General features: G+C 55.6%; 21 protein-coding genes. 14 read left to right on the forward strand and 7 right to left on the reverse strand.

Annotation, left to right across the window (positions count from 1 at the left end; genetic code table 11):
• The first annotated feature begins 34 nt into the window (after positions 1–34).
• The 6 genes from K3729_15735 (at position 35) to dtd (ending at position 4749) form a co-directional block, all read left to right on the forward strand.
• On the forward strand, positions 35–1162 hold the full coding sequence (locus K3729_15735) for an SPFH domain-containing protein (protein UWQ98847.1): 1128 nt from the start codon (positions 35–37) through the stop codon (positions 1160–1162).
• A 3-nt stretch (positions 1163–1165) separates the two neighbouring features.
• The gene (locus K3729_15740; protein ID UWQ98848.1) at positions 1166–1591 is read left to right on the forward strand and encodes a hypothetical protein; all 426 of its coding nucleotides are present in this window, start codon (positions 1166–1168) and stop codon (positions 1589–1591) included.
• A 34-nt stretch (positions 1592–1625) separates the two neighbouring features.
• On the forward strand, positions 1626–2180 hold the full coding sequence (locus tag K3729_15745) for a cytochrome B (GenBank protein UWQ98849.1): 555 nt from the start codon (positions 1626–1628) through the stop codon (positions 2178–2180).
• Positions 2181–2268: 88 nt separating this feature from the next.
• The gene (locus K3729_15750) at positions 2269–3387 is read left to right on the forward strand and encodes a TFIIB-type zinc finger domain-containing protein (protein UWQ98850.1); all 1119 of its coding nucleotides are present in this window, start codon (positions 2269–2271) and stop codon (positions 3385–3387) included.
• Between the two features lie 10 nt (positions 3388–3397).
• Complete coding sequence (locus K3729_15755; protein ID UWQ98851.1) at positions 3398–4315, forward strand: carbohydrate kinase; 918 nt, start codon at positions 3398–3400, stop codon at positions 4313–4315.
• Positions 4312–4749: a D-tyrosyl-tRNA(Tyr) deacylase gene (dtd, locus tag K3729_15760; protein ID UWQ98852.1), complete on the forward strand. Its 438-nt coding sequence runs from the start codon at positions 4312–4314 to the stop codon at positions 4747–4749. The genes K3729_15755 and dtd overlap by 4 nt, the downstream gene beginning before the upstream one ends.
• Before the next feature lie 10 nt (positions 4750–4759).
• Here the strand turns inward: dtd and K3729_15765 are convergent, their stop codons facing one another.
• From K3729_15765 to K3729_15775, 3 genes are read right to left on the reverse strand one after another with little or no spacing between them, the layout of a single operon-like run.
• On the reverse strand, positions 4760–5548 hold the full coding sequence (locus K3729_15765; GenBank protein ID UWQ98853.1) for a metal ABC transporter permease: 789 nt from the start codon (positions 5546–5548) through the stop codon (positions 4760–4762).
• The gene (locus K3729_15770; GenBank protein UWQ98854.1) at positions 5548–6297 is read right to left on the reverse strand and encodes a metal ABC transporter ATP-binding protein; all 750 of its coding nucleotides are present in this window, start codon (positions 6295–6297) and stop codon (positions 5548–5550) included. The genes K3729_15765 and K3729_15770 overlap by 1 nt, the downstream gene beginning before the upstream one ends.
• Positions 6294–6773 carry a transcriptional repressor gene (locus tag K3729_15775; GenBank protein ID UWQ98855.1) on the reverse strand — a complete coding sequence of 160 codons (480 nt, stop codon included), beginning with the start codon at positions 6771–6773 and terminating at the stop codon, positions 6294–6296. The genes K3729_15770 and K3729_15775 overlap by 4 nt, the downstream gene beginning before the upstream one ends.
• A 64-nt stretch (positions 6774–6837) precedes the next feature.
• On the opposite strand from K3729_15775, the gene K3729_15780 reads away from it, so the two are divergent.
• A complete protein-coding gene (locus K3729_15780) occupies positions 6838–7851 on the forward strand; it encodes a zinc ABC transporter substrate-binding protein (protein UWQ98856.1) in 1014 nt (337 codons plus the stop codon).
• On the opposite strand, the gene K3729_15785 is transcribed toward K3729_15780, so the two are convergent.
• Genes K3729_15785 through K3729_15795 form a run of 3 tightly spaced genes read right to left on the reverse strand, consistent with a single transcriptional unit; the run spans position 7848 to position 10065 of the window.
• Positions 7848–9161 (reverse strand): MATE family efflux transporter, encoded by a 1314-nt coding sequence (locus K3729_15785; GenBank protein ID UWQ98857.1) that lies wholly within the window; start codon positions 9159–9161, stop codon positions 7848–7850. The genes K3729_15780 and K3729_15785 overlap by 4 nt on opposite strands.
• Positions 9161–9652 carry a PaaI family thioesterase gene (locus K3729_15790; GenBank protein ID UWQ98858.1) on the reverse strand — a complete coding sequence of 164 codons (492 nt, stop codon included), beginning with the start codon at positions 9650–9652 and terminating at the stop codon, positions 9161–9163. The genes K3729_15785 and K3729_15790 overlap by 1 nt, the downstream gene beginning before the upstream one ends.
• Positions 9649–10065: a PaaI family thioesterase gene (locus K3729_15795; GenBank protein ID UWR01093.1), complete on the reverse strand. Its 417-nt coding sequence runs from the start codon at positions 10063–10065 to the stop codon at positions 9649–9651. Before K3729_15795 ends, K3729_15790 begins: the two co-directional genes overlap by 4 nt.
• A 168-nt stretch (positions 10066–10233) precedes the next feature.
• On the opposite strand from K3729_15795, the gene K3729_15800 reads away from it, so the two are divergent.
• From K3729_15800 to K3729_15830, 7 genes are all read left to right on the forward strand, one after another.
• Complete coding sequence (locus K3729_15800) at positions 10234–10602, forward strand: MerR family DNA-binding transcriptional regulator (GenBank protein UWR01094.1); 369 nt, start codon at positions 10234–10236, stop codon at positions 10600–10602.
• A 379-nt stretch (positions 10603–10981) separates the two neighbouring features.
• Positions 10982–11383 (forward strand): MerR family DNA-binding transcriptional regulator, encoded by a 402-nt coding sequence (locus K3729_15805; protein ID UWQ98859.1) that lies wholly within the window; start codon positions 10982–10984, stop codon positions 11381–11383.
• Between the two features lie 26 nt (positions 11384–11409).
• Positions 11410–13188, forward strand: coding sequence for an acyl-CoA dehydrogenase C-terminal domain-containing protein (locus K3729_15810; protein UWQ98860.1), 1779 nt, complete (start codon positions 11410–11412; stop codon positions 13186–13188).
• Between the two features lie 53 nt (positions 13189–13241).
• Complete coding sequence (locus K3729_15815) at positions 13242–13454, forward strand: hypothetical protein (protein UWQ98861.1); 213 nt, start codon at positions 13242–13244, stop codon at positions 13452–13454.
• 190 nt (positions 13455–13644) lie between these two features.
• Positions 13645–14280 (forward strand): glutathione S-transferase family protein, encoded by a 636-nt coding sequence (locus K3729_15820; protein ID UWQ98862.1) that lies wholly within the window; start codon positions 13645–13647, stop codon positions 14278–14280.
• Between the two features lie 16 nt (positions 14281–14296).
• Entirely contained in the window at positions 14297–15508 is a 1212-nt protein-coding gene (locus tag K3729_15825; protein UWQ98863.1) for an acetyl-CoA C-acetyltransferase, read from the forward strand.
• 12 nt (positions 15509–15520) lie between these two features.
• The gene (locus K3729_15830) at positions 15521–17713 is read left to right on the forward strand and encodes an enoyl-CoA hydratase/isomerase family protein (protein ID UWQ98864.1); all 2193 of its coding nucleotides are present in this window, start codon (positions 15521–15523) and stop codon (positions 17711–17713) included.
• A 49-nt stretch (positions 17714–17762) separates the two neighbouring features.
• On the opposite strand, the gene K3729_15835 is transcribed toward K3729_15830, so the two are convergent.
• Positions 17763–18581, reverse strand: coding sequence for a DMT family transporter (locus K3729_15835; protein ID UWR01095.1), 819 nt, complete (start codon positions 18579–18581; stop codon positions 17763–17765).
• Positions 18582–18603: the final 22 nt, after the last annotated feature.

An 18603-nucleotide genomic window follows, 5' to 3' on the forward strand; every position in this document is an offset into this window, starting at 1 on the left:
TATCGTTAACATCAAATACGAAAGGGCCAAGCACATGGGCATTCTCGACTTCCTCTCTGGCCAATTTATCGACGTCATCCACTGGACTGACGACACCCAAGACACGATGGTTTGGCGTTTTGAACGCGCAGGTCACGAAATCAAATACGGCGCGAAGCTGACGGTCCGCGAAGGCCAAGCCGCTGTTTTTGTGCACGAAGGTCAGATGGCTGATGTGTTCACGCCGGGTCTGTACATGTTGGAAACCAACAACATGCCGATCATGACGACGCTGCAGCACTGGGATCATGGTTTCAAATCGCCGTTCAAATCCGAGATCTATTTCGTCGACACGACCCGCTTCGCGAACCTGAAATGGGGCACTAAAAACCCGATTATGTTGCGTGATCCCGAATTTGGACCAACCCGGATTCGCGCTTACGGCACCTACACAATGAAGGTCAGCGATCCCGCACGGTTCATGACCGAAATCGTGGGCACGGACGGTGAATTTACGGCTGACGAAATCAGCTACCAAATCCGCAATATCATCGTACAGGAATTCAGCCGCGCGATCGCGAAATCCGGTATTCCAGTGCTTGATATGGCCGCGAATACTGGCGAAGTCGGCAAGCTGATTGCAGATGCGATCAACCCGACGATTGCCCAATACGGCATCATGCTACCGGAATTATACATCGAGAACATCAGCCTCCCCCCTGCCGTGGAAAAGGCGCTGGATACCCGCACATCGCGCGGCATAACAGGCAATCTTGATGACCATCTGAAATATCAAGCGGCCCAAGCGATGGGGGCTGAAGGGTCTGCCGCTGGTCAAGCAATGGGTATGGGCATGGGCGCAGGTCTTGGCATGAACATGGGCCAAATGTTCAATCAAGCCCCGCAAGCCGGACCATGGGGTGCGGCACCACAACAACCGGCTGCGATGGCACCTCCGCCTCCACCGCCGCCACCTGCGGAACATGTTTGGCATATTGCCGTCGCGGGCGACGTCACTGGCCCGTTTTCCAAAGCTGCGATGGGCCGCAAAGTCACCGAAGGTGCGCTTACACGTGACACAATGGTTTGGACGCAAGGACAGGACGGATGGATGCGCGCCGAAGATGTTGCTGATCTGAACAGCATCTTCACCGTCGCACCACCGCCCCCACCCGGAGCCTAATCAATGACGCCACGCATCCCCACCTTTTGTGCGATGACCGCCCTTTTGGCCGGCTGCGTGGCGTCTGATGCAACGACAGATCGCCCCGAAGGACTGTCACCCGTCGACGTGATTGCAACGCAAGCCGACCTGACAGCACGGTTTCCGACAGCCAACGCGTTCAGCGCGCTTGCCCCAAGCGGCGAAGGCGTGATTTTCGCACTGGACGGCACCGCCACTTACATCAATCCAGCCTTTAACACGCGGATCGAAAGCACAATTTCCGGCTTCGATGGCAACACCATGTGCGTCGCAGAAGCAGGCGGTTGGAGCGGTATTTGCATTTCACTGTTCCAAACCCAAGCTGGCAATAACTATTGCGAAGGCACCTTCGGCGATGGTGGTGCATTGAATTTCCCATGCACCTTACAGCCAGCACTACCAATTTGACGAAACTTTTTCGGGCACGTCGCGTGTCTGAAGCATGAACAACAGCCGCGCCATATTCAGCCCGAACAAGCGGTCGCTCGTCAAAGTACTGCATGGCGTCACGATTCCACTTTTCGTCTGGTTTATGTTGGTGACGCCGGAAGACGTAAACCGGATCGGGCGTTGGGCCTTCCACGTGCATTCGTTTCTTGGGCTAATCTTCGTGAGCTTCGCCCTCTTTTGGACAGCAACATATCTGAAGCGCGGCCTTGTCGGACGCCCTGGTCCAAAGCTCGGTCCGCGGGCCAAACGCGCCCATCAAGTTTTGCACAAGACACTTATCTTGGGGCTATTTGGCGTCGCACTGACTGGGTTTGGCTTGGGCGTTACATCTGCAACGCAGTTGTGGGCAGGCAATATCGTTCCCATTGGTGTGCCACTGAACCTGCCAAAGTGGAACGATTTCATCGGTCAGGTTCACATCTACGAATTCTACATCCTTGCAGTCATTGCGATTGCTCACGCAGGATTTCACACGTGGCGGCACGTTCGATTACGCGACAACGCGTTGCGGATCATGGCCCCGAAAGCCTTGCATCGGTTCCTATGACACCCTTCCTTTTGGGTGGTCGCTGGGTCGCGTTTCCGGCTATGATCAAATCAACCGCTTTAGCCGCCCCAGAAGAAGCACGCTTCACATGACCGACACTGATTTCGACACCCCAAACAGCCCGCTCCAAGAACACCGGTTCCCTTGTGATAATTGCGGGTCCGATCTGCGGTTTGACCCCGGCGATCACCGTCTCATCTGTGATCATTGCGGCAATACCGAACCATTGGAATCAGCGGCAGGCGTCGCCAGTGGGATCAAGGAACTTGATTTTAAAGACGCTGTGGCCAACGCACTGGCCGAAGAAGACATCGAAGAAACAAAGGTCATCACCTGCCCGAATTGCGGCGCGCAGACCGAATTCGATAGCGATACGCACGCTGCAGAATGTCCGTTCTGCGCAACGCCTGTCGTCACGGACACCGGCACGCACCGCCACATCAAGCCGCGTGGCCTTTTACCGTTTGAGCTAGACGAACCGGCGTCCCGTAAAGAACTAACGGATTGGCTGGGATCGCTATGGTTCGCGCCAAACGGGCTGACAGAATACGCTCGTAAAGGCCGAAAAATGAACGGTATTTACGTGCCTTACTGGACGTTCGATGCCGATACAAAATCCAACTACACTGGCCAGCGCGGCACCCATTACTACGAAACCAAAACAGTCGTGCGGGATGGGAAACGAAAACAGGTTCGGGTTCGCAAAACGCGCTGGCGGGCTGCATCGGGCCGTGTTGCGCGTTTCTTTGACGACGTGCTTGTTCTCGCCTCAAACAGCCTGCCGAAGAAATACACCGACGGTCTGGAACCGTGGGACCTATCCGCGCTAGAGCCATATAAGCCTGAATATCTGGCTGGTTTTAGGGCTGAAGGATATCAAGTCGAATTAACCGACGGTTTCACCGAAGCCCGCGCCTACATGGACCGCATGATCAGGCGCGACGTCAAATACGACATTGGTGGCGATGAACAACGAATCAGCAATGTTCAAACGCAAATCAGCGATGTGACCTTCAAACACATCCTGCTGCCGGTCTGGCTTGCGGCCTACAAATACAACGGTAAGACCTATCGCTTTGTCGTCAACGGCCGGACGGGCCGTGTGCAGGGCGAAAGGCCATACTCTGCTTGGAAAATCACATTTGCAGTCATTATCGGCTTGATTATCGCGGCAGGTGTGGGATTTGTTATCGCTAACAGTCAATAGGAGATAGGCGATGATCCTGTGTGCGGGCGAAGCCCTGATCGATATGCTACCGCGTGAAACATCCGCAGGGGAAGCCGCGTTCGCGCCACATGCGGGCGGCGCCGTGTTCAACACAAGCATCGCTTTGGGTCGTCTTGGCGTTCCGACGCAATTCTATTCAGGCATTTCCAACGATCTGTTCGGTGAAGTTCTGACCGGTGCGCTGGCCGCATCCAACGTCGATGCTAGCCTCGCCCATCGTTCGGACCAACCGACGACCTTGGCCTTCGTGAAACTGGTGGATGGACACGCAAGCTACGCCTTCTACGACGAAAACACCGCCGGACGCATGCTGCCGTTGGATAGCCTGCCCGATACGTCAGCGGACGCATTGTTCCTTGGCGGTATTTCTTTGGCTGTTGAACCATGTGCGGGAACTTACGCGGCCCTGCTGAAACGCGAAGCATCCAGCAAGGTCACGATGATCGATCCGAACATCCGTCCGACGTTCATCAAAGACGAAGCCGTATATCGCGCCCGCATCGCAGAGATGATCGGCCTCGCAGACATCATCAAACTATCCGACGAAGACCTTGATTGGATCGATCCGGAAGGCGGCACAGCCGATAAAGCCCGCAAAATGGTTGCCGATAACGATCTGAAATTGTTGTGCATTACCGAAGGGTCCAAAGGGGTGACCGGATACACGCCGACCCAAGAAATCTTTGTCGCTGCGAACAAGGCAACCGTTGTCGACACTGTTGGTGCGGGCGATACATTCAACGCAGGTCTGCTGGCCAGCTTGCATAACGCAGGGCTTTTGACGAAATCCGGCGTCGCCAGTCTATCAGATGATGCCGTGCGTGATGCGCTGTCCCTTGGCGCCAGAACTGCCGCGATCACAGTGTCGCGCGCTGGTGCGAATCCACCGTGGGCCTCTGAATTGTGAGAGCCCTAATCCAGCGCGTCACTGACGCACGTGTTGTTGTTGATGGCGAAACCATCGGTGAAATCGGTCGCGGCCTGTTGATCCTCGTTTGTGCGATGCAGGGTGATACCGCAGCGCAGTCAGCCAAACTTGCCGCAAAGATCAGCAAGCTGCGGATCTTCACCGACGATGCTGGCAAAATGAACCTGTCACTTGCCGACACAGGCGGATCAGCTTTGATTGTCAGCCAGTTCACACTGGCAGGCGACACATCTCGCGGCAATCGTCCTGGTTTTTCGATTGCGGCACGCCCCGAAGAAGGGCGCGCGCTTTACGAGCAATTCATCGACGATGTCGCGGCTTTAGGGATCACAACGCAAACCGGCTCATTCGGGGCTGATATGAAGGTCAGCCTCACCAACGATGGTCCTGTTACGTTGTGGCTGGACGTCTAGGCGCGGGCCATTACGCCCGTAACCGCCCCAATACTGTCGTCGCGGCAAAAACGCAGGCCGCCGCCACCACGATTGATGGCCCGGTCGGCGTGTCGAACATCAAGGACGCTTGCGTACCTGCAAATGCAGCCAACGTCCCAACGATGATTGAAGCGACCGCCATGCCCTCAGGCGTGCGGGCCAATTGGCGTGACGCGGACGCGGGAATAATCAGTAAGGCCGTTATCAACAGCGCGCCGACGACCTTAATGGCCACGGCCACGACCAACGCCAGCAGAATCGTCAGCAACAGTTCCTGCTTGCGCGGGTCGATACCCGCCGCATAGGCCAAATCGGGACTCAGCGTGGCCGTCAAAAGATGTGACCACTGCCACCACAGTACGCCAACGACGATAAACGCACCGCCCCAGATGATCGCAAGGTCTGTCGTTCCGACGCTCAATACGTTCCCGAAAAGGTAAGCCGACAGGCTAAGCTTCGCACCTGACAACAATGACACGATCACAAGGCCCAGCGCCAAGGCGCTATGGGCCAGCACCCCAAGCGCCGCGTCGGCCGTCTGCCCTGCGCCTGTTAATTGCAAAAATATCAAAGCGATACAGACCGCCGTGATGATCACCCCCACATAGATCGACATTGAAAACGCCAACGACAGTGCCACGCCCAAAACCGCCGCATGTGCCATCGCATCCCCGAAATAGGCCATGCGCCGCCACACGACGAAACAGCCCAGAACGCCTGTCGCTACAACAGTTCCAAGGGCAGCAAGGACCCCGCGCACCACAAAATCGTCAAGCATTATTCGGCTGCCTCATGGGTATGGTCGTGGTCGTGATCATGGTGGTGGTGATGATCGTGGTCATGCCGGTACAGCGCCAAAGCGCCACCCGTCCCAGTGCCGAACAATTCGCGATATGCCGGGGCTGCGCTGACAACTTCAGGCGTTCCTTCGCAACACACATGACCGTTCAGACAAATCACGCGGTCAGAGGCGCTCATCACGACGTGTAATTCGTGGCTCACCATTAAGACTGCGCAACCCAATTCTTGGCGGACCGCTTCGATCTGACGGTAGAAGCTCGCAGAGCCCGGTTGATCCAACCCCTGCGTCGCCTCATCAAGCATCAGAATATCGGGGCGTCCAAGGATCGCTCGCGCAAGCAGAACCCGCTGGAACTGACCGCCAGACAAATCCGACATTTGGCGTTTGCCGAGATCAGACAGCCCAGCGGTTTCAAGCGCTTCACAGGCCTGCGCATCGCTGACTTTTTTCGGCAAATCCAAGAAACGGCGCACCGTCAGCGGCATTGTCTGATCGATGTGCAGTTTCTGCGGCACATAGCCGATCTTGATGCCCTTGGATCGCGTGACAGTTCCCGTGCTTGGTTTCAACGCGCCAATCAAAACGCGCAATAGCGTTGATTTTCCGGACCCGTTTGGCCCCACAATCGTCACGATTTCACCCGGCACCAATGCCATGGTGACACGATCCAGAACTGTTTGGCCACCGTAGCGGACAGCAACCTTGTCAGCAGTCAAAAGTGTCATGACGGGTCCTGACAAGTTGGGCACAGACCTTCGGCTTCGATCACGGTTTGCTCGATCTGGAAACCGGCAGAGGCCGCACTTTGCCCCAAGGCGCTATTGCCTGCCTGCGCTTCAGCGACGGTTCCGCAACCACGACAAATCATGAATGCCGGATCGTGGGTCGTATCAGGATGGGCGCAAGCCACGAAGGCATTCAAACGTTCGATCCGGTGCACAAATCCTTGATCCACAAGGAAAGACAAAGCGCGGTAAGCCACAGGTGGCTTCGCCCCGAAACCGTCTGCATCAAGCCGCGCCAAGACATCATATGCGCCAAGGGCTGCATGTGCTTCGAGCAAGATTTCAAGCGTCCGACGCCGCACCGGCGTGAACTGCACCTTCCGCGCCAAACACGCAGCATCCGCCGCTGATAACGCGGTTGCCACACAGGCACGATGGTCGTGCTTTGCGAATCCTTTGGCGGGTGTGGTTTCCATCTTGCCATCCGTGTTACGTTATAACATACCACAATTTATGTTGATTCACTCAAAGAGGCAAGTCATGTCCCTACGTTCTCTCCCACTTTTGTCACTACTGGCGGCTGTCCCTGCCGCTGCTTGGGCCGATGCGCCACAAGTTATGACCGATTTTGGCCCGACCCATAGCATCGCGACGACATTGATGCAGGGCATTGGGACGCCAGACGTCCTGCTAGCTCCCGGTGACGATCCCCACGATTTTACATTGCGTCCATCACAGGCCCGCACACTTTCCCAAGCTGATCTCGTGATTTGGGTGGGTGCATCCCTGACACCTTGGTTGGTTGATCCGCTTGAAAACCTGGCAGGTGACGCCGCGCACTTGTCACTGCTTGAGACAGAGGGCTGGAACCTGCTGCCATTCCGCGATCTTGATGAGGCCATGGGCCATGATGATCATGCAGAGCACGGCGATCATGATGACCACGAAGACCATGGCGAACACGCGGAACATGGCGATCATGATGATCACGAAGACCATGACGACCACGCGGAACATGGCGATCATGATGATCATGCGAGCCACGACCATGGTGAATTTGACCCGCATGCGTGGCTCGACCCCACTGCCGTATCCGTATGGGCCGATGCGGTGGCACAAGCCTTGATCGCTCAAGACGCGGAGAACGCGGAACAATACGCCGCGAACCTTGCGGCATTCCAAACGGACCTCACAACGCTCTCGGCAGAGCTGGCCGCCACTGCGATACAGATCGACGGCACACAGATCATTCTGCCGCACGACAGTTTCCAGTATTTTGAGGTCGGTGTCGGTCTGACCCCTGCGGGCTTTATTTCGAACTCTGAAGACGCCGATCCTGGCCCCGGTCACCTGCGCGAGCTGCGTGAAATGGTCGAAGCGGGCGACGTGACCTGCGTGCTGCACGAATCCCCAACGGACGCGGAATGGGCTGCTGTTCTGATTGAGAACACAGCAGCACAAACGGCGATGGTCGATGCGACAGACCGCGCTGGCGTGGGTTACATCGCGATGATGACAAGCCTCGCAACGACCCTACGCGATTGCGCCAACTAAGGGTCAGCTGACGCTTCCAGTGCGGAGTACTTCATGCCCAGTGTGATGCCCCGCACCACAAAACTTAACAATAGCCCAAGCCATAAGCCGTGGTTTCCAAACGCGGCCATCAATGGAAACACACAGGCGAAATAGACCAAAGCCGAAATGATCATCATATTGCGCATGTCTTTGGTTCGTGTGGCCCCGATAAAAATCCCGTCCAACATCCACGACGCGACCCCCACCAAAGGGGCTGCAATCATATATGGCAGGAAAGTACGGCCCGCCGATTGGACCTCTGGCGCTTTGGCCATGGTATCTATGATCGCAGGTCCGAAGATCGCAAAACAGGTAGCAAGAAGCAGGCCCGTCGCAGCCCCCCAGCCAAAAGTCAAAATGGCGGCGCGGCGCAATGCGACACGTTTTTTGGCACCCAAAGCTTGACCCACCAGCGATTCAGCCGCGAACGCAAATCCGTCTTGCGCATAAGACGTGATATACAGGAACTGCAGAAGCACTTGGTTCGCGGCGAGATTCACATCACCAAAATCAGCCCCCCAAAACAGGAAGCTGACAAAGATCGCCTGTAATAGAACGGAACGGATCATGATGTCCGTATTCACAACCGCCATATTTTTCAGGCGAATGCGGTCGAAAATACGTTCTACGTTGCGCCATGCCGTGCCTTTGAAAGCGTCGCGGCAAAGCCATAGACCCAAAGCAAGTCCTGCCCATTCGGCGATAAACGTGGCCCAGCCAACACCAGCTACGCCCCAATCAAAGCCCAGCACGAATACCAGATCGAGGACGATGTTTGCCCCGTTCATCAAGACTTGGATCGCGAGGATTGCCTTGGTGCGTTCTAAGGCCACCAGCCAGCCTGTAATCCCGTAAAGCGCGATAGTCGCAGGGGCGGACCACACCCGAATCGCCATATATTCACGGGCAAGGCTTTCGACTTCGGGACTGGCAGGCGACAGGTTGAACGCGCCATAAAATAGCGGGATTTGCAGCAGAACCATCGCAAACCCTGCCATCGCGCCAATCAACAACGCACGCGATAGCAAAGCGGCGACTTCGGGTTGGTCCCCTGCCCCATGCGCTTGGGCGGCAAGCCCTGCGGTGCCCATCCGTAGAAACCCGAAAATCCAATAGAACGCGGTTAAAATAATCGCGCCGATGCCAACTGCCCCAATTGGCGCGGCTTCGCCCATCTGCCCGACAACACCCGTATCCACAGCCCCCAAGATCGGCACGGTCGCATTCGACAGCACAATCGGGAGCGAGATTTGCAGGACGCGGCGATGCGTCAGGCTATCGGTCTTCATCAGGGTTTAGACCTGTCCGGCATCAGGAAGTGACCCGTTGCTTGGGCGAACAGCTTGGACCGGTTGTCTTGCCAACCTTCGACGTGCACCGATGCATAACGACGGCCAGACCGGTTAACCCGCGCACGCGCGTAAGCATCGCGCGGCAGGCCAGAGCGTAGGTAATCAACGGTAAAGTCGATGGTCTTTGGCAGCAAAACGCGGGTCGGTACATCGGTTGTCGGGGTTTCGACATCGTCCCAGATCATTTCCCAACTCAGCTGGATGATTGCCGTAATCTCAAGAAACGCAGCTGTCACGCCGCCATGGATCGCAGGGAGCATAGGATTGCCGATATGATCGTCTTTGAACGGCAAAACCGCAGTCAATTCGTCACCGCGGCGATCGAATTGCACACCGAGAAACTGAATGTAAGGCACGTCGGCCAAAAGGTTCTGAAGGGCAGCATCACGCCTTTGTTTGACGACCTGCACGGGTTCTGGCTTCTTCATGTCGCCACCTTTTTCACTTGTGGGACGGTGAATGCACCTGTCGCGGTCGCCACTGGGCGATCTTTGTCGTCATCCGTGGCAACAGCGCGCACAAAAGCCACGTTGCGGGTCACATGATAACACGTGGCTGTCGTGGTGATCGCCTGTCCAGGCGTCGCAGAGCGCATATAATCGATGCGTAGATCCAGCGTGGCAGTGGGTACACCTGCATTCGGGTGACACATAACGGCTGTGCCACAACACGTATCCATCAATGCTGAAACCGCACCACCGTGGATCACGCCAGTTTCAGGATCGCCAATAAGGCGTTCGTCGTAGGGCATGGAAATCACCGCTTCGCCATCGCCGGAATGTTCCACATGCATCGCGAGCGCTTTGGCGTGGGGCATGTTTTGTATGAACGATGCAACCATCGTTGCTTGCTCGTCTGGTGTCATCTGGTGACCCTCGCAATTGGTATTGCCCCACACCTGACATTCTCGGACGCTTACGAAAAGCTGTTTCTTGGCATCCTCAATGAAGGGCGATTGGCACGTTGCCTTGGATTTAGTGCGCGCTATACTAGCGTCATGGAGAACGAAATGTCTGAGCCCCGCCTGTCCTTTAAAGAAATGTGTGCCAAGTTCGATGTGACCCCACGGACGCTGCGCTACTACGAGTACATCGAACTACTCAGCCCCGAAAAAGAGGGCCGTTCTCGTTTCTATGGCAGCAAAGAGCTGGCACGCATGACTTTGATCTTGCGTGGCCGCCGCTTCGGGTTCGCGTTGGAAGACATTCGCCAGTGGCTGCAAATCTACGAAAACGAAGGTACGCAAGCGCAGATGGAAACGTGGGTCAAACTGGCCGACAAACAGTTGGTTGAACTGGACGAACAGCGCAAACAGCTGGATGACACGATGACCGAATTGAAGCGTTTGCGCGATCTGACAGCCAAAAACGTCGGATGACCTCAGGTCAATTTTGATCACGGACCCGCATGGGCCCCGTGATCAGGCCCGTCGTGCGGATATCAGGATGCGATACAAATTCTTCACACGCATTGTCTGAATTTTTGACGCTTCGTGAAACCGCAGGCATCGCAAAGCCCTTATTCTTAGACGAATCCGGTATGGAAATCCTTACCCGCTTTCCCGTCTGAGGGGAAAACCAACTTTCCCTTCCCTCTTATTAAATTACGCGTGACCTAGGGTGACTTTTGCTGACCTTTCGTCAGGCGCAAAATGACGCCACGTTCCGTTTACGTTAACGTCAACAAAGCTTGTAAGGTTCGAGTCGACGGCGCACCTCGGCTGCACAACGAACAACATGCAGCCCAAGGATTGCACAATGACAACTGAAACAATGACCATTCGCGACATGTGCGCGAAATACGACGTAACCCCCCGCACTTTGCGGTTTTATGAACAGAAAGAACTTTTGTTTCCTATGCGTGACGGCCAGCGCCGGATGTTCACTAAGCGTGATCAAGCCCGCCTCAAACTGATCCTTCGCGGTAAGCGGTTCGGGTTCAGCCTAGAGGAAATCAGGCAGCTGCTGGACATGTACCACATGGGCGACAGCCAACAGGCACAGCTCGCGAAAACATACGAACTGGCCAAAACGCACCTCGCCGACATGATCGCCCAGCGCGATGAACTGAATGTCGCCATCGAGGAGCTGAAGACACAAATGGAATGGGGCGCACAGCGCCTTGAAGATTTGGCAAACGGCAAGATCGCCGCTGCCTAAGAGTTGATACCGGAGGAGACCCGCACATGCCGATCTACAATAGCCCTACTAAAGACATGCAGTTTGTGTTGCACAATCTGTTGAACGTCAGCGCCCAAGACGTCCCGGGCTACGACGATCTTGATGCGGAATTCACAAGCGCCGTGCTTGAAGAAGCCGGAAAAGTCGCAACCGACGTATTGCTGCCGCTGAACGCGGTTGGCGACACCGAAGGATGCGTGCTTGAAAATGGCATCGTGCGGACACCAACCGGTTTCGACGAGGCCTTTAAGGTCATGAAAGAAGGTGGCTGGACTGCAATGGATTGCGATCCGGAATATGGCGGCCAGGGCCTGCCCTATGTGATGAACTCTGCCGCACAAGAAGCATTCGTGTCCGCCAACATGGCCTTCAACATGTACCAAGGCCTGACACACGGTGCCTATTCCGCGATCCACGCCCACGGCACGGATGCGCAGAAGCAAAAATGGCTGCCAAAGATGGTCACTTGTGAATGGACTGGCACCATGAACCTGACGGAACCGCATTGCGGGACTGATTTGGGCCTGATGCGGACCAAGGCCGTGCCACAGGACGACGGGTCTTATAAGGTTTCTGGTCAGAAGATCTTTATCTCTGCCGGTGATCATGATCTGGCGGACAACATCGTCCACCTCGTCTTGGCCAAAATTCCGGGTGGCCCTGAAGGCATCAAAGGCGTGTCCTTGTTCATCGTGCCTAAGATCATGGTCGATGATGAAGGCAACCTTGGTGATCGCAACGGCGTGTCCGTTGGCAAGATCGAAGAAAAGATGGGCATCCACGGCAATTCCACCTGCGTGATGAACTACGACGAAGCGACCGGTTACCTTTTGGGCGAAGAGCACAAAGGTATGCGCGCGATGTTCACAATGATGAACGAAGCACGTCTGGGTGTGGGCCTGCAGGGGTATGCACAAGCTGAAATCGCGTACCAGAACGCCGTGTTCTACGCGAACGACCGTCTGCAAGGCCGTGCCGTGACTGGCGTTGAGTACCCTGAAAAAGCTGCTGATCCGCTGATCGTGCATCCTGACATCCGTCGTAACCTGATGGACCAGAAAAGCTTTGTTGAAGGGGCGCGTGCCTTCACGATGTGGGGCGCAAGCCTGATCGACCGTGCGCACAAGAACGACGACAAAGACGCGGACGGCCTGATTTCATTGATGACGCCAGTGCTGAAAGGCTTCTTGACCGATAAGGGTTTTGAATACGCAACAGCTGCACAGCAGGTTTACGGCGGCCACGGCTACATCGAAGAATGGGGCATGTCCCAATTCGCCCGTGATGCACGGATCGCGATGATCTACGAAGGTGCAAACGGCGTGCAGGCACTTGATCTTGTTGGCCGCAAGCTGGCGCAAGACGGCGGCAAGCACGTGATGGCGTTCTTTGACATGGTGAAGAACTTCATCAAAGAAAACGACGGCAACGAAGCGCTGAAAGCTGACTTCCTTGAGCCACTGAAAGCGGCATCCAAGGACATGCAAGCTGCGGGGATGTATTTCATGCAGAATGGCATGAAGAACCCGAACAACGCGCTGTCAGGGTCTTACGACTTCATGCACCTGATGGGTCACGTTTGCCTTGGCCTGATGTGGGCACGCATGGCGAAAGCCGCGCAAGAAGCGCTGGATGCTGGCGACACCGATGTAGACTTCCTGAACACGAAAATCGCGACCGGGAAATACTACATGGCACGTCAATTGCCTGCGACGGCAATGCACCTCGCGCGGATCAACACCGGCGCGGACACTGTGATGGCACTGGACGCCGCACAGTTCTAACGACACGATGGAAGGCGGGCTTTGCGGCCCGCCTTTCCCCAAGGAGGAGTGTCATGCCCAAACGGTTTCGCCTCACACGTCGGTTTCCTGTCGGAATGACAGAAGACGGGTATCGGAGGTTGACCCGCTTTGCGGATGATGCGGGATTGGAAAAAGGGGAGGCTTTGAGTTTTGTGTTCGAAAACTTCGATGCGTTGATGGACGACGACAATCTGCGAAGCAGATTGCGGCAGTTCACGACAACATTGGAGCATCGCAAGCGGTGACGTCGCATTTTCGAGTTGTTTTGGGCAGATGAAACAGCAACGGTGCAGCTTCATCCCATTAGGCTACTCGCACAAAGGCGACTAATCAGCATGGGCCGTTAATTGGACGCAGCGTTCTGCTTTCATCTGTCCAAGAACAACTCAAATCTCTGTCCTATGATCTGGACGCACCCTCGAAAGGGACCACACCATGACAATGACCTTGCACTGCTTCGGCGAAAGCGGAAATGCTTACAAAGCGGCTCTGACACTAGATCTCGCAGGTGCTGACTGGACACCGAAGTTTGTTGATTTCTTCAACGGTGAAGGCCGGTCCGACGCGTTCCTCGACTTAAACGTCATGGGCGAGGTTCCAGTGCTGGAAGACGGTGATATGGTCCTGACCCAGTCCGGTGTGATCCAAGATTATGTCTCATCAAAGACTGGCAAATTAGGCGGCAAATCGGCTGCGGAACGCCGCGAAGTGCTGCGCTGGATGTTCTTTGATAACCACAAGGTATCCGGCGTTGCTGGTAACCTGCGGTTCTTGATGAATTTCATGCCAGAAGACCGCCGCAACGCTGATGTGATCGCCTTTCAGGCCGCCCGCCTTAAGTCCGCATTGAAGGTTGTTGAAACGCAATTGGGCCGTACTGCATGGCTGGCTGCCGACGACATCACAATCGCTGACATCGCCGTCGCCGGATACTTGTTTTACCCAGAACCGTTCACATTTGACCGTAAAGATTACCCCAATATCGACCGCTGGATGGACGCAATCGCCGCCCAACCCGGTTGGAAACACCCATACGACTTGATGCCCGGCTCACCTGCCGATCGCACCTAAATACCCGGAGGAAACTATGACCGAAGCCTATATCTATGATGCTGTCCGCACCCCGCGCGGCAAGGGCCGCAAGGACGGCAGCCTGCACGAAGTGACGTCAGCCCGCCTGTCTGCAGGCGTGATGAACGCACTGAAAGACCGCAACGGTCTGGAAGGTCACGCCGTAGAGGACGTGATCTGGGGCAACGCCACACAGGTTGCCGAACAAGGCGGCTGTTTGGCCCGTACTGCGGTGCTGGCTTCGGATCTGGATCAATCGATCCCCGGTCTGTCGATCAACCGCTTCTGTGCCTCTGGCATGGAAGCTGTGAACCTTGCCGCGAACCAAATTCGCGGCGGGTCCGGTCAGGCTTATATCGCAGGCGGCGTCGAAATGATGAGTCGCGTTGCCATGGGGTCTGACGGTGCAGCCATCGCTGTTGATCCGTCTATCGCAATGGATCAGTACTTTGTTCCACAGGGTATTTCGGCCGATATCATCGCCACCGAATATGGATTTACACGCGAACAGGCCGACCAACTGGCAGTTGAATCCCAGAACCGCGCTGCGGCTGCATGGGCGGACAACCGGTTTGCGAAATCCATCGTTCCTGTGAAAGATCAGAACGGTCTGACCATTCTGGACCACGACGAATACATTCGTCCGGGCACGGATATGGACGCATTGGCCAAGCTGAACCCTGCGTTCCAGATGATGGGCGAACAGATGCCAGGCTTCGATAAAGTCGCGCTGATGAAGTACCCGCACCTTGAGAAGATCAACCACATCCACCACGCTGGTAACTCTTCCGGTATCGTGGACGGCGCTGCTGGCCTGTTGATCGGGTCCAAAGAATACGGTGAGGCGATGGGCATCAAGCCACGCGCGATCATCAAGCACACCGCTAAAATCGGCCTTGATCCGACGATCATGCTGACTGGTCCGGTTCCTGTGACCGAGAAGATCCTCAAAGACAGCGGCATGGCGATTTCCGACCTCGACCTGTTCGAAGTTAACGAAGCTTTCGCGTCTGTTGTCCTGCGTTTCATGCAGCGTTTTGACGTCGATCCGTCGCTTGTGAACGTCAATGGCGGCTCTATCGCCATGGGTCACCCGCTGGGTGCCACAGGTGCGATTATCATCGGCACATTGCTGGACGAACTGGAACGGACTGGCAAAGGCACTGGCCTTGCCACCCTCTGCATCGCATCCGGTATGGGTGTCGCAACAATCATCGAACGCGTGTAAGGAGCCACCGATATGACTGATTTTACTATGAAAATCGATGCCGACGGTGTTGCAACCATCACTTGGGATGTCGCTGGCAAATCCATGAACGTCCTCAGCCTGCAAGGGTGGGAAGATCTGGAATCCTGCATTGACATGGCGTTGGCAGATGATGCTGTGAAAGGCATCGTTATCACGTCCGGCAAGGATACATTCGCCGGGGGCATGGACCTGAATATCATTGCCAAGATGAAGGCCAGCGCGGGCGACAACCCCGCCAAAGGCCTGATGGACGGCTTGATGAAGTCCCATGGCATCCTCCGCAAGATCGAACGTGCTGGCATGGACCCAAAAACCAACAAAGGCGGCAAACCGATTGCTGCTGCCCTGCCCGGCACCGCCTTGGGCATTGGTTTAGAGATTCCGCTGGCGTGTCACCGGATTTTTGCTGCGGACAACCCCAAAGCCAAGATCGGCCTACCAGAAATCATGGTCGGCATTTTCCCCGGAATGGGCGGTACGACCCGTCTGGTGCGCAAACTCGGTGCGATGGCGGCCTCGCCGCTGTTGCTTGAGGGCAAATTGAACAACCCGCAAAAGGCCAAGGCCGCTGGTGTGATCGATGAAGTCGTGGACGCTGACGAAGTTGTGGCCAAGGCCAAAGAATGGGTTTTGTCAGAACCTAAGATCGTAAAACCATGGGATGAAAAGGGCTACAAAATGCCCGGCGGCGCGCCGTACCACCCTGCTGGTTTCATGACATTCGTCGGTGCATCCGCGATGGTGAACGGCAAGACGCAAGGTGTCTACCCTGCTGCGAAAGCGCTGCTTTCCGCCGTTTATGAAGGTGCGATGGTACCTTTTGATACGGCCATTAAGATCGAGGCCCGCTGGTTTACCTCTGTCTTGCTGAATCCATCCTCCGAGGCGATGATCCGGTCACTGTTCATCAACAAAGAAGCGCTAGAAAAGGGTGCGAACCGTCCTGACGTGGCAGACCAGAAGGTGTCCCAAGTTGGCATCATCGGCGCTGGCATGATGGGGGCTGGCATTGCGCTCGTCTCTGCGTTGGCGGGGATCAAGGTCGTGCTGATCGACGCGAAACAGGAAGCTGCGGACAAGGGTAAAGACTACACTGCCGCCTACATGGACAAAGGCATCGCCCGCAAAAAGGCGACACCTGAAAAGAAAGAAGCGATCCTTGGCCTGATCAACGCGACGACTGACTACGACGCGCTGAAAGACTGTGATCTAATCGTTGAAGCCGTGTTCGAAGACGTGGGCGTAAAAGCTGACGTGACAGCCAAGGTACAGGCCGTGACTGGTCCTGACTGCATCTTTGCGACGAACACCTCAACGCTGCCGATCACTGAACTCGCAAAGGCATCAAACGATGCTGAAAAGTTCATCGGCATCCACTTCTTCAGCCCTGTGGACAAGATGATGCTCGTAGAGATCATCAAAGGTGCGCAGACCGGTGATGTGGCCGTGGCCAAGGCGCTCGATTTCGTGCGTCAAATCCGCAAAACACCTATCGTTGTGAATGACGAACGGTTCTTCTATGCGAACCGCTGTATCATCCCATACATCAACGAAGGTATCCGGATGGTGAAGGAAGGTGTTGAACCTGCCCTGATCGAAAACGCCGCTAAACTGGTTGGTATGCCGCTTGGTCCGCTCCAGTTGACCGACGAAACGTCCATCGACCTCGGCGTGAAAATTGCGAAAGCGACAAAAGCCGCGATGGGCGATGCCTACGACGACGCGCAGGACGAAGTGTTGTTCTGGATGTTCGACGAAGGCCGTTTGGGCCGCAAATCTAACAGCGGTTTCTATGCTTACGACGACAAAGGCAAACGCCAAGGTCTGTGGGAAGGGCTTTCCGCCAAATACCCAGCAGCCGACGAACAGCCTGATCTGATCGACGTGCAGCACCGTTTGTTGTTTGCTCAAACGCTGGAAGCGGTCCGCGCACTGGAAGAAAACGTGCTGGAAGACATCCGCGAAGGCGATGTTGGCGCGATCCTTGGTTGGGGCTTTGCACCTTGGTCCGGTGGCCCGTTCAGCTGGCTTGATATCATTGGCACGCCTTACGCAGCAGAACGCTGTGATCAACTGGCGGAAACATACGGTGAGCGGTTCAAAACACCTGCCCTACTGCGTGAAATGGCTGACAAAACCCAGTCGTTCTACGGTCGGTTCGGGACCAAAGCGAACGCTGCTTAAGCCAACCAAATCATCGAAAAGGCCCGCAAATGTGCGGGCCTTTTTGCGTTTAGCGGCCTCTTTTCCAGATGATCAGACCCGCCAGAACGATCACGCTTGCACCAACAATCTCGATTGCGTCAGGATACAGTGCAAAGATCAGAATGTCCGACGCCATCATGTAAATGAGATAGCTGTACGAGATCGGCATCAACGCATTTGCAGGCGCGATGTTATGGGCACGTGTCAGAATTTCATGCCCCGCCCAAGCGCACAGGCCTAGCATACCCCACATCACCAAATCGGGCCACGTCTTCGCCGGTTCCCAGACCGCATAAGCCATTGGTGCAATCACAATCGTACCGGTCAAGCCACCGTAGAACTGTAGCGTTTGGGTTTCGACATCTTGGGTCAAATACCGCGTCAAAAGCGAATAGGCTGCAAGCAAGAATGCGTTCACCACGCACAATAGTGCTGCCCAATGATAATCAACGCCAAAGGGCTGGATCACGATGATGACGCCCACGAACCCCAGCAGGATCGCGCCCCACCGCCACGGTCCAACCCGTTCGCCCAAAACCTGAACGGACAAGAGACACACGATGATGGGGACTGAGAACGCGATGGCCGAAATAATCGTTAGCGGCAGGTAGGTGATCGCGATGAAGTTCAGCATCGTCGCGACCACCAAAAGCAAGGCCCGCAAAACAATTAACGGCAGCTTGGGGTGGCGCAACGGGGTTTGTCCGGTCGCAGCAATCCCTGCGCTAATGGCAAAGTGGCCCGCATAGCGAAGAAAGGCAACCTGCAGCGCCGGAAACCCTAGCCCAATCAACCACTTCGCCGTTGTGTCCACCATGGTGAACAACAAATAGACGACCAGCATCATCAAGATGCCGACGCCTATTCTA

This window comes from Rhodobacteraceae bacterium S2214 (assembly GCA_025141675.1).
Taxonomy (GTDB): domain Bacteria; phylum Pseudomonadota; class Alphaproteobacteria; order Rhodobacterales; family Rhodobacteraceae; genus Yoonia.

What these genes read in the sequence shown, in the direction of transcription:
- K3729_15820 (UWQ98862.1), top strand. Translation starts at nt 13,645, where the DNA reads ATGACAATGACCTTGCACTGCTTCGGCGAAAGCGGAAATGCTTACAAA.
- K3729_15815 (UWQ98861.1), top strand. Translation starts at nt 13,242, where the DNA reads ATGCCCAAACGGTTTCGCCTCACACGTCGGTTTCCTGTCGGAATGACA.
- K3729_15785 (UWQ98857.1), bottom strand. Translation starts at nt 9,161, where the DNA reads ATGAAGACCGATAGCCTGACGCATCGCCGCGTCCTGCAAATCTCGCTC.
- K3729_15830 (UWQ98864.1), top strand. Translation starts at nt 15,521, where the DNA reads ATGACTGATTTTACTATGAAAATCGATGCCGACGGTGTTGCAACCATC.
- K3729_15790 (UWQ98858.1), bottom strand. Translation starts at nt 9,652, where the DNA reads ATGAAGAAGCCAGAACCCGTGCAGGTCGTCAAACAAAGGCGTGATGCT.
- K3729_15780 (UWQ98856.1), top strand. Translation starts at nt 6,838, where the DNA reads ATGTCCCTACGTTCTCTCCCACTTTTGTCACTACTGGCGGCTGTCCCT.
- K3729_15770 (UWQ98854.1), bottom strand. Translation starts at nt 6,297, where the DNA reads ATGACACTTTTGACTGCTGACAAGGTTGCTGTCCGCTACGGTGGCCAA.
- K3729_15740 (UWQ98848.1), top strand. Translation starts at nt 1,166, where the DNA reads ATGACGCCACGCATCCCCACCTTTTGTGCGATGACCGCCCTTTTGGCC.
- K3729_15735 (UWQ98847.1), top strand. Translation starts at nt 35, where the DNA reads ATGGGCATTCTCGACTTCCTCTCTGGCCAATTTATCGACGTCATCCAC.
- K3729_15835 (UWR01095.1), bottom strand. Translation starts at nt 18,581, where the DNA reads ATGATGCTGGTCGTCTATTTGTTGTTCACCATGGTGGACACAACGGCG.
- K3729_15825 (UWQ98863.1), top strand. Translation starts at nt 14,297, where the DNA reads ATGACCGAAGCCTATATCTATGATGCTGTCCGCACCCCGCGCGGCAAG.
- K3729_15745 (UWQ98849.1), top strand. Translation starts at nt 1,626, where the DNA reads ATGAACAACAGCCGCGCCATATTCAGCCCGAACAAGCGGTCGCTCGTC.
- K3729_15765 (UWQ98853.1), bottom strand. Translation starts at nt 5,548, where the DNA reads ATGCTTGACGATTTTGTGGTGCGCGGGGTCCTTGCTGCCCTTGGAACT.
- K3729_15755 (UWQ98851.1), top strand. Translation starts at nt 3,398, where the DNA reads ATGATCCTGTGTGCGGGCGAAGCCCTGATCGATATGCTACCGCGTGAA.
- K3729_15805 (UWQ98859.1), top strand. Translation starts at nt 10,982, where the DNA reads ATGACAACTGAAACAATGACCATTCGCGACATGTGCGCGAAATACGAC.
- K3729_15750 (UWQ98850.1), top strand. Translation starts at nt 2,269, where the DNA reads ATGACCGACACTGATTTCGACACCCCAAACAGCCCGCTCCAAGAACAC.
- K3729_15800 (UWR01094.1), top strand. Translation starts at nt 10,234, where the DNA reads ATGTCTGAGCCCCGCCTGTCCTTTAAAGAAATGTGTGCCAAGTTCGAT.
- K3729_15795 (UWR01093.1), bottom strand. Translation starts at nt 10,065, where the DNA reads ATGGTTGCATCGTTCATACAAAACATGCCCCACGCCAAAGCGCTCGCG.
- K3729_15810 (UWQ98860.1), top strand. Translation starts at nt 11,410, where the DNA reads ATGCCGATCTACAATAGCCCTACTAAAGACATGCAGTTTGTGTTGCAC.
- K3729_15775 (UWQ98855.1), bottom strand. Translation starts at nt 6,773, where the DNA reads ATGGAAACCACACCCGCCAAAGGATTCGCAAAGCACGACCATCGTGCC.